The following is a 10,870-nucleotide window of genomic DNA, read 5'->3' on the forward strand; positions in this document are numbered from 1 at the left end:
ATATAAATTCATTGCAAAAGCCGTATTTACGATAACAATAATAATTACAATGACCTTCCTGATCACGATGATTACCTCTCCTATAATATCATTTAGAACATAAGGCCCGAATCAATCGGGCCTTATGTTATATAAGGGAAAAGGGGAAGGAAAAAAGAAACTACTTCAGCAGCGTCATTTTCATTGTCCTGGAATAATCACCACACTTGACAGTGTAGAAGTAGACGCCTGCCGAATATCCAGAAGCATTCCACGTTACTGAGTGGCTACCGGAACTCATGAACTCGTTTGCAATTGTAGAAACCTTCTGGCCTGCTATGTTGAATACATCGATTGAAACGTTTCCCGCCTCAGGAATGATGAAGTTGATCATCGTTGTCGGATTGAACGGGTTCGGTGTGTTTTGAGAAACATCAAAAGCGACTGGTCCAGCTTCCTCTACGTTTATCGGATTGCTGGTTATAATACCCTTCATTGAATCATGACCTAAAAACCACAACCCATCGCCCTGATCGCGAATGTTAATATACATGCCATCGAAAGTCGAACCATTTTGGCAGTATAACGGGCCGAATTTATATACCGAAGAATCTCCCGCATACGTAAAAAGTCCAACACCGCTGCCATCAGGACCCATGACAGAAAAAGAAACCGCACCCATGCCGCACTGGCTGACCGAATAGAATTCATTTGCATCGACATAAGCATCGAAACGCCACGGTGCAGAATCAGTAAAACACAACCAGGGAGTAGTGGAATCAACTTCCCATGATGTGTCATTGACATAATCACCATTCCCATTCATCCATAATGTAAGATCTTCATAGGAACCATCAAGGTATCTGTACGGGTCGGCCGCCATAAAGAGACAGAACCAGTATCCCATGAATAGTTTGTTATCTCTTGTATCAAGCCAGCCAGGACCGCCACTCTGGTATGTAGAAGGATTGACCTCTTTGGTGAAATCATCCACTTTGATATACATTTCCAGGGTTTGATCCGCAATTAATTCACCATCAAAGTCGATTATAGCCAATTTTGCATACGGATCAGGGTCAACAGTAGCTGATGCCGGGGTATACAAATAAGTTCTATCGGTGGTCATTCCGTGGCATCCTTCATCGAATGGAGTCTTTATTTCAACACCCCAGTCGGTATTACGCTCTGCTGTACCATTAGGAACCCACTTGTATTGCCATATGGCTTTAGTCATGGCATTAAAATTGAATGCTGAAATATAGACAGTATTATAATCGGTGGGATTCAAAGCTATCCGGTCAGACATCATACGGCCTTGCCAATCTACCGGTTTTGCGAAATCTGTTGTTTCGACAAGGGATGGATCGTCAGGATCGCCGCCAAGAATCCACTTCTTGCCAATACCGGTTTCTCGACCAGTATTAAGAGTTATAAATGGATTTTGCAACGGCATTCCATTTTCACCGACTTCCCACAGTGTAGTCTTCATATAAGAAGGACTAACTATTTGAGGATCGGTGGCCCTTTTAGCTAAATTTGTATTATCAAATGCCCAGAGATAATAGGTATATTCACCCGCGGGAACCTTGCCACCGTCATTATCCTTACCATCCCAGGATATGGTTTGTTTGCCAACGTCAAATTGTTTGGCAGTTGATAAATATACACAGGTGTCTATGCGATTTACATAATGCCACCCGAGATAACCATTGGTAACCTCACCAATATCTTCCCCTTTATCCTTTGTATACACCGTGAATATTGTATATGCCGGGGTTCCAGTCACTGTCAGAGGAATTACCAGATTTGATCCATCAAAATTATACTGAATTGCAGCTGGAGCGCTTAATCGTAGAGGGGTGGGGGAAAAATTAACACCAAAAGTTATGGCCGGCACTAGTAATAAACAACATAAAGCTATTATAATTTTTTTCATGGCTCAAATCCTTTTGTTGAAATTTTATAAGACATTACAAGTTAATAACAGCCTTACATTTAACATACAATCATATATCACCTCCGCGATTGATTTGATTGAAATGTTATATAACAAAAAACACGGTATGTAAAATACAGATACATTATAATATCATAAATATCTATTATTACCATATTTTCTATTATATATTTAATAACTATTACTGAAATTAGTTTATTTCATGAAAAAATCAATAAACAGAAAAACTTTACTATGTGATTTTAGGATGAATTTATTGTACTTCAAGAGGATTATTGTGTTTGAGGTATTTTTTGCGGAACAATCCGGGGGACTTTTTTTCTTTTTTTCTAAAAACGCGACAAAAATAAGACTGATCGTTAAAACCAATTTCATTAGCAATTTCTGAAATAGGTTTATGTGTCGTAATCAGGAGCTTTTTGGCTTTCTCGATCCTCAACCGTATAAGAAACTCAGTAAAATTCAATCCACATTCATTTTTAAAGAGATTTCCAAAATACGAAGGAGATAAACATACAAATTGTGCAACTTCTTCCCTTGAGAGAGTTTCCTCTGAATAGTGTTCTTTGATGTATTCTATTGCATTTTTAATGTGGCTATCGAATACTCTTTCATCTTCATCTTTTGATTTAAATGTTTTTATAACCCTTATCGATATATAGGCAAGCATCACTGAAATAAGGAATCCTATGAAAACAAGATATTTTAAACTTAAAACTTTTTTGTCTACAAATATTATATTACCCCACTCACTCGGATTAAATAAGTATCCGGCTCTTGTGGACCATCCGGCATAAAATTTATTTTCGTTTGCATAATCCTGGTCATTAGTCCATATTTCAAGCCCCATACTTTTTATATTCTTCTTATCAACATCCATTTTTTCCCAAGGTAATGCAAGTTCAATGATATATCCTTGATCAATATCTGTGGTATTGTTCAATGTACCTTGAACTGATACTGACGCGTTTAAATTGTAATCCTCAATGCTTTCATACTGAACACCGTTAAAAACCATTGTACGTTGAAAAACCAAACCGGAGGCGCAGAATATATAACTCGGATGATGTGAATCGCGGATTTGAGCATGATCATGAAGTGTATCAAGATATATTTCGATTTTATCTCCCAGTGGTATATTTTTAATTTTAGTATCATCTTTATCAAAAGGACTTGTGACATACTTATCATATACTTTTATACCAAAATAGAGATTTTTTTTATCCCATGTTGAATAGACAATAATGTTATCATCATTGTTAGAAAAAACAATGCTGTCCTTTGGAGCCCACTCACTCAGATTACCGTCAATTATAACGGGTTTGTTTATTCTATGGGCAAGTAATTGTAAATCTTTAAAGTATGGATTTCTATCAAGCACAATTTTAAGCCCATATCCATTTACTTTTCCCTGGGGGACACTGGATACATTGCCCAAACTGTCGGTAACATCACAATATAAAATCAGGGCATCAAGGCATTGATCAGGAATATTGGAGCAATCCCAAAGGAATTCATAGGGAAAATCCTTAACTTCACCGATAAACTCTTTATGTATTTCCGTACAAGTATAATCATAATAATGGGCATAAAATTTTACACTTTCAATTCCTGTCCCATTTGTTTTATCATTGACATCCACACATAGTTTTATTGAGTTAGTGGTGAGTATCGAGAATTCTTTAGGAGTTATCCAGAAATACGATGGGGGGATGGTATCGGTTTTATCTGAATAGACTTTTACGGAATTGCATAACAAAAATATAAACAATATATAGAATCTTTTTTTCATGATAATGGCCAAATATAAGTGAGACCTATGACGCTTGAAAATGTGACACCTGATTAATAAATTATGCTTTATAACATAAAATGTCAAATTAATTAAACTATTAAGGATTCCTCTGAAATCAGCTTATAGAGCGTTGATTTTTAATTGCATAATCCTTCATTATTGTATATTGTAAAAAATGAGTATAAGATATTGATAATCAGTGAGATGAATTATGATTAATGGCTGTTTGACATTGAACTCTGTTTTGAAGATTTGACACGGAACGGCGACCTGCTGGTACGGTTGAACGCGTGGGTGGACTGGGAGATGATTCGACCCGATTTATCGTCTATCCGTGAAAAAGAGCGTGAAAGTCATGCGGCGGGAAACCGTTCGGCGCGGCATTGATATTCATGGTGCCGGACTTCACATGTTTTCTGCATTCAGATTCAAATAACCGGGGACCCTATTCTCTTTACAATAGGCAAGGTTCGGCCGATCGGGCTGAGGAGCCTGACTTACAACACACACCGTCGCGGGAAATGACTGGATACGCGCACCCGTAACGGGGGAACTATGGTGTTTCCGCCTTTCAAAACAGAGCGGATGAGCTCCTTTATGGGATTCACCGGAGCGGATTATTAGTTTCCCCAACTCCGATCGGTTGCTGTTTTTTCAAACGCTTCTCTCAACTGTCATTATCAGAGATGGCCTTGAGTTATCAAATATTCCTGTTCCGGGGTTATTCCGGATTTTTTTTTTATAAAATTGAACGGGCTATAAACCTTATGGAAATGATAATCGTCAAACCTGAAGAAGTGAATATAATATCATATCATATAATGTAATATGGAATCAAGACATAAAAAAGCAACTCACCGGAAAAGGAGATTCGAAGGAATGAAAACGCTTATAAATCATATGGTTATTGTCAGTGTGATCTTTTTCATCATCGTTATATCCGGTGGTTGCGGAATGACTGAAGTTGAAAGCACATGGCGGGACAGGCCGGTTACTGTTGACGGTGTCGATGGCGGGGCAGAATGGGACAATGCCCGGTATAGTTTTGAGGAAGGGAAAGTATCGGTCGGGCTGCTCAATGATGAAAACACCTTGTACATCCGTCTTGCAACCCGTGATATCCGTCTTCAACGTCAGTTGATGGCTGCAGGATTCACGGTATGGTTTGATGAAAATGGCGGAAAGAAGAAACTGTTCGGTATTCATTTCCCTTTGGGAATGAGGGGGGGCGGAAGACCGATGATGCGAAACAGGGATCAGGCCGAAAGACCGGACGATTCTGTACAGCCTGAAGTATTCCAGGAATCAATGCAGAAAGAAATGGAGCTTCTCGGACCGGAGAAGGACACGCATACGGATATTTCTGTTGTCGATGCCCAGAAATATGGAATAAGCTGCCAGATAGGCAGTGTAAAAGGGAACCTCGTCTATGAATTGTGTATTCCACTCCTGCGAAGCGAATCACAACCCTACAGTGTCGGAACAAAGGGCTCGAAAGTGATAGGGATAGGATTGGCAACCGGTAAAATTAATTTTAATCAAATGAGAAACCGTGGTGAAGGCCGTAGTGGTGGCCAGGGCAGCACGGGTGGTGTGGGAAGACGGGGAGGAGGTGGCGGAGGAATGGGTGGCCCGGGAGGAAGGGGCGGAGGTCGAGGAGGTATGGGAGGGCCCGGTGAAACCTCAAAAACCGAATCGCTTGAGTTATGGTTAAAAACAACCCTTGCACTTTCGGTTGTCTCTTCATAGTGGCGAATGGTATAAATAATTCTGACGAGGTTTTTCCATGGAAGAGCGGCGTGTTGATGAATGGTATGAAATTCTTGATGAATTGAACATACATCTTGAAGAACTGTTTAATGGTTGTGATAATCCGCGTGTGTGCGAATTACTGATTCCGAGATTTCGACAAAAAGTTCAGGAGTTCCTTCTTGATGTGGAACACGAAAAGGAAATGCTTGAAAATATTAAGATTGGGGTTTAAACGGAGTACTTATGAAAATAATTTTTGAGAGTATCAACTAAATAGTGGCATTCTGTATTTTTTGTTGTATATTACTTCCGGAGAACCCTTTATCCGGAGGTGATTCCTATGGACTGTCCCAGGTGTAAAAGTTCTCATGTGGTCAAAAACGGTTCTGTAAAAGGTGTTCACAAACATTTATGCCGAGCCTGTGGTTTTCAATTCACCCGAACTACGCCGCGTGGAAAACCACTAAAAACAAAGATATTGGCAGTAGTACTCTATCTAAGCGGTTTATCACTGAATCGTATTGGGCAACTGTGCGGAGTTTCAGCGCAATCTGTTCTCAACTGGATCCGCGATTATGCGGCAGAACATGCTGAACGACCACGGCCCGAAGGACAAACCGTCATCCTGGAATTGGATGAATTATGGCATTACCTCTGTAAAAAAAACAAAAACTCTGGGTCTGGACAGCTATGGATCGCATTACCGGTCAATTACTGGATTGGGAACTCGGCAACCGAGACTCCCAAACCCTCACCGGACTCCTGAAACAGCTTCACCAATACCATGTCACTATCTGCAATACAGACAAATGGGATGCCTATGCTGAACTTATTCCTGCCGATATGCTGGTTCAAACCAAACGGGAAACTACTATGATCGAAAGGAATAATAGTCGATTGCGTCATTGGTTCGGTCGATTCCATCGAAGAACACTCATCGTCTCCAAATCAATTAAGATGGTCGATGCCACTTTAGCTCTTTTTGCAACATTCTGGGTAAATGGTTCTCATGAACATCTTATATCACTACTAAATTGAAACTCTCTAATTTTTAAACCACGACACATAGACACAAACAGAAACGGCTGTTTTTCGATTGAACTAAAAAAAAGCTTGACATATTGCTGTTTTCATTGTTTTTTCTGTAAAATAGTTTAATGGGAGAGATAACGATGGTGCACGCTGGTGTTTTCAATGAGAGGTTCTGGTGGTGGCGTAGAATATCATGCAAAGCCAGGTGTGCGCCCAATTTATAGGCTTGACATAGAATATTTATTTGTAAACCGCTGGGGCGCCCCGGCGGTTTTTTTGGTTTTTTTACGGAGAATAGCGCTCAGGAAAAATTATTGGAATATTCCATGATTTACGGCAGTAAAGGGAATAATTTCATGGAGGAAAATTATGAATAGAGCTGTGACAATAGTACTCATGATGCTGATAATGTGTAACCGCGCGGCGTATTCCGGAGAGATATCGATTACGGTATACAATTCGGATCTGGCCGTTGTCAAGTCAGTGGACACCATGAGTTTCAAAAAAGGCCGTCAGACAATATCGTTTACCGATGTCGCCGATAAAATCGATCCCACATCGGTCAGATTTACTGCCGTCAAAGGGGATATTAAAATCATCGAGCAGAATTACCGCTATGACCTGGTGAGTCCCCAAAAAGTACTGGAACGGTATATAGACCGTGAAATAGCTCTTCGTCTTGAAAAAGGCGATATCGTGGAGGGAACGCTTCAGGCTGTTTCCGATGATGTGGTTATTAAAAGCCGCGAGGGGAAACTGAATATTGTGAAGAGCGATGCGATCGAGCGTTTTGAGTTTCCCGAGCTTCCCGGCGGGCTTATCACTCGCCCTACCCTTGTATGGGAAATGTACAGTAAGAACGATGAGTCGACACAGACCGAGGTTTCCTATATGACAGAGGGTATGTCATGGCATGCGGAGTATACGGCGGTTGTGGGCAGCAGCGACCGTGAAATGGAGTTATCGTCGTGGGTTTCCATCGAAAACAATTCTGGTGCGACCTACAACGATGCGATACTTAAAGTCGTTGCCGGTGACGTTCATCGGGTTTTACCGCCCCGGCCGGATTTCCGCCGCCAGATGACCCTGAGCGCCAAGGCGGAAGAAGCAATGCCCGGCGGGTTTGAGGAACGGGGGCTTTTCGAGTATCATCTCTACGAGTTACAGGGAAAGACCACGGTACAAAACGCTGAAATAAAACAGATTGCTCTTTTTGAGCCAACCGTAATTAAAGTGGATAAACGTTTTATTTACGATTCCCGGAAAGACTCGCAAAAAGTTTCGGTCACCATGGAATTCGTCAATTCCGAAAAAGGAGGTCCGGGTATACCCCTGCCGGCAGGTAAAGTAAGGATGTATAAGCGCGATACCGACGGTGCGCTCGAGTTTGTCGGAGAGGATTCTATCGAGCATACACCGAAAAATGAGAAAGTGCGGCTTGTCGCGGGGAATGCATTCGATCTTGTCGGTGAACGTCGGGTTACCGATACCGAGCGAGTTTCGCAGAATGTGCGTGATGAAAGCGTTGAGGTAAAACTGAGGAACCGTAAGGAAGAACCGGTTACTATAACCGCTGTCGAGCACCTGTGGGGCGACTGGGAAATCAGAGAAAAATCGACCGATTTCGTTAAAAAGGATGCAAACACCATAGAATTCAATGTCACTATCCCCGCCGATGGGGAAGCGGTTATAACATATACGGTTCGTTATAAATAAAGGAAATGAATGTGATACGACCCAATTTCAATGAATTCAAGGAGCGGGTCGGTGGGGGAACCGTCATTCCCATCGTACAGACTCTGCTTGCCGATACCGAAACACCGGTATCTGCCTATCTTAAAATTCGGGGAAGGACGACGTACTCGTTCCTCCTCGAAAGCGTCGAGGGCGGCGAGAAAGTGGCGCGATATTCTTTTCTCGGGGCGGATCCTTTTCTCATCTTTCGTTCACGGGGTAAATCAGGCACCATTCGCGATCTGAACACCGGCATGGAACAACGGTTCAGCGGCGATCCGATCAATGAATTGCGTACCCTCATGAAACGCTTCAAGGGTGTCGATTTTCCGGGACTACCGAGATTCACCGGCGGAGGCGTCGGGTATTTTTCATACGATGCAGTGAGGCTTGTCGAAGATATCCCCGATACGAACAGGGACGATTTTTCCGTCGATGATATATTTTTCATGTTTTTCGATACGATTCTCGTGTTTGACAATATCGGGCATACCATCTCCATAATCTCGAATGTCCATACCGATGCGCCCGGCACTCTGGAGGACAAGTATCACGAGGCCGTTCTGAGAATACAGCGGCTCGATAACCTGCTCGCTAACCGCTCGGCTCCGCCGCCGATGACCGGTGACGGACACCGTGAGGCGGTACCGAATATTGAAAAATCCGAGTTTATGAATAACGTTTCCCGATGTAAGGACTATATTTATGCAGGTGATGTGATTCAGGTTGTGCTCTCTCAGCGCTTCGAACGTGAAATCACTGTTGCCCCCTTCGATATCTACCGCATGCTCCGCATCGTCAATCCTTCTCCCTACATGTTCTTCATTTCGACCGACAGAGTCGATATCGTCGGCGCGTCGCCGGAAATGTTCGTCCGTGTCGAGGGCGATGAGATGGAAGTCCGTCCCATTGCCGGAACGCGGCGCCGCGGCAAAACTGCCGAAGAGGACGCTGCGCTTGCCGGTGAGCTGATGAAAGATCAGAAAGAATGCGCCGAGCATGTCATGCTCCTCGATCTGGGGCGCAACGATGTGGGGAGAGTTGCCCGTTACGGTACCGTGCGGGTCGAAGAAAAAATGTTTATCGAGCGCTACAGCCATGTAATGCACATGGTCAGCTCGGTCAAGGGGAACCTCGCCAAAGGCAGGGATGGTTTCGATGCCCTCCTGTCGTTCTTCCCCGCGGGAACGCTCAGCGGCGCTCCAAAGATCAGGGCAATGGAAATAATCGACGAACTCGAGACCACGAAACGGGGCATTTACGGAGGCGCGATCGGGTACGCCGATTACCAGGGGAATGTGGATTCCTGTATTGCCATCAGAACCATCGTCATCAAGAACGGGAAGGCATATATCCAGGCCGGCGCCGGAATCGTTGCAGATTCCGACCCCGAGAGTGAATACCAGGAATGTGTCAACAAGGCGATGGCGATGTTCAGGGCTATCGATATGGCTGAAAACGGGGAACTCGCCGTTTCGGGCCGGGGGGAGCAGCTATGATTCTCATGATTGACAACTATGATTCGTTTACCTATAATCTTGTCCAGTATATGGGAGAGCTCGGTGCAGACATGAAGATATTCCGTAATGACAGAATATCTATCGAAACGATAAAAAAAATGAAACCCGAAAAGCTTGTGATTTCTCCGGGCCCTTGTACACCAACCGAGGCGGGAATATCGGTCGAATCGGTTAATGTCTTTTCGGGGAGCATTCCCATACTCGGTGTATGTCTCGGTCACCAGTCCATAGGACAGGCGTTCGGCGGAAATATTATTCGGGCACCGAAACTCCTCCATGGTAAAACTTCGGCCATACACCATGACGGCAGGACTATTTTCGAGGGGCTCTCAAATCCGTTTACCGCCACACGGTATCACTCGCTGGTGATTGAACGGGAATCATTGCCGGAATGCCTTGAAATATCGGCATGGACAGAAGATGGAGTCATCATGGGTGTCCGTCACCGTGAGCACCAGACCGAGGGCGTGCAGTTTCATCCTGAATCGATTCTTACCGTTGAAGGAAAGAGAATACTGGAGAATTTTCTGGCAATGTAAACCGTGCATCGGCCTGATTCAGGTCCCTTTTTTCCTGTGAGGGCTGATGTCATTGTCCGATGAAAACCGGCCTGTTTGAAAAGGCTTGGTGCAACAAGGGGGAAGAATGATCGCCAAAGCGATACAGAAGGTTGTTGACGGTGTGCATCTCACCGGCGATGAAGCCCGCACGGTCATGGAGATCATCATGAACGGCGAGGCCTCCGATGCCCAGATCGGGGGATTTCTGATTGCAATGAGAATGAAAGGGGAGACTGTCGAGGAGATAACCTCTTTCGCAGGAGTCATGCGTGAAAAAGCCACCTGTATCGAGGCGGGAACCACGGATGTTCTCGACACCTGCGGAACCGGCGGAGACGGGGCGCACACATTCAACATTTCAACTGTCGCCGCCTTTGTTTCGGCGGGAGCGGGAATAGTGGTGGCAAAGCACGGCAACCGTTCCGTTTCATCGAAGTGCGGAAGCGCCGATGTGCTCACGGAGCTTGGAATAAATCTCGACATTCCGCCCGAAAAGGTATCCGAGTGTCTCAGGCAGGTCGGGATCGCGTTTCTTTTTGCG

9 protein-coding genes are annotated in these 10,870 nt (G+C 43.9%); 7 read left to right on the plus strand and 2 right to left on the minus strand.

The annotated features are described in order from the left end of the window. Positions 1 to 160: 160 nt before the first annotated feature. Together LLG96_18400 and LLG96_18405 are read right to left on the minus strand one after the other, a co-directional pair. Complete coding sequence (locus LLG96_18400) at positions 161 to 1,915, minus strand: T9SS type A sorting domain-containing protein (GenBank protein MCE5252177.1); 1,755 nt, start codon at positions 1,913 to 1,915, stop codon at positions 161 to 163. 274 nt (positions 1,916 to 2,189) lie between these two features. Continuing rightward, positions 2,190 to 3,728 (minus strand): helix-turn-helix domain-containing protein, encoded by a 1,539-nt coding sequence (locus LLG96_18405; protein ID MCE5252178.1) that lies wholly within the window; start codon positions 3,726 to 3,728, stop codon positions 2,190 to 2,192. A gap of 882 nt (positions 3,729 to 4,610) precedes the next feature. On the opposite strand from LLG96_18405, the gene LLG96_18410 reads away from it, so the two are divergent. The 7 genes from LLG96_18410 to trpD all read left to right on the plus strand — a co-directional run. After that, entirely contained in the window at positions 4,611 to 5,480 is an 870-nt protein-coding gene (locus tag LLG96_18410) for a hypothetical protein (protein ID MCE5252179.1), read from the plus strand. Positions 5,481 to 5,517: 37 nt separating this feature from the next. Then, positions 5,518 to 5,715 carry a hypothetical protein gene (locus tag LLG96_18415; GenBank protein ID MCE5252180.1) on the plus strand — a complete coding sequence of 66 codons (198 nt, stop codon included), beginning with the start codon at positions 5,518 to 5,520 and terminating at the stop codon, positions 5,713 to 5,715. 102 nt (positions 5,716 to 5,817) lie between these two features. Next, positions 5,818 to 6,521, plus strand: a protein-coding gene (locus LLG96_18420; protein MCE5252181.1) for an IS1 family transposase whose coding sequence is annotated in 2 segments (ribosomal slippage) — positions 5,818 to 6,142 and positions 6,142 to 6,521 — 705 coding nt in all. Because the reading frame shifts where the segments join, the coding sequence is not laid out codon by codon here. A 363-nt stretch (positions 6,522 to 6,884) separates the two neighbouring features. Beyond that, positions 6,885 to 8,231, plus strand: coding sequence for a DUF4139 domain-containing protein (locus tag LLG96_18425; protein MCE5252182.1), 1,347 nt, complete (start codon positions 6,885 to 6,887; stop codon positions 8,229 to 8,231). A gap of 11 nt (positions 8,232 to 8,242) precedes the next feature. Next, positions 8,243 to 9,748 (plus strand): anthranilate synthase component I, encoded by a 1,506-nt coding sequence (trpE, locus tag LLG96_18430; GenBank protein ID MCE5252183.1) that lies wholly within the window; start codon positions 8,243 to 8,245, stop codon positions 9,746 to 9,748. Then, the gene (locus tag LLG96_18435) at positions 9,745 to 10,308 is read left to right on the plus strand and encodes an aminodeoxychorismate/anthranilate synthase component II (protein ID MCE5252184.1); all 564 of its coding nucleotides are present in this window, start codon (positions 9,745 to 9,747) and stop codon (positions 10,306 to 10,308) included. The genes trpE and LLG96_18435 overlap by 4 nt, the downstream gene beginning before the upstream one ends. A 106-nt stretch (positions 10,309 to 10,414) precedes the next feature. Further along, positions 10,415 to 10,870: anthranilate phosphoribosyltransferase (gene trpD, locus LLG96_18440; GenBank protein MCE5252185.1), on the plus strand; the 456-nt coding region annotated here is incomplete at its 3' end.

This window comes from bacterium (assembly GCA_021372535.1).
Classification (GTDB): Bacteria; Latescibacterota; Latescibacteria; order Latescibacterales; family Latescibacteraceae; genus JAFGMP01.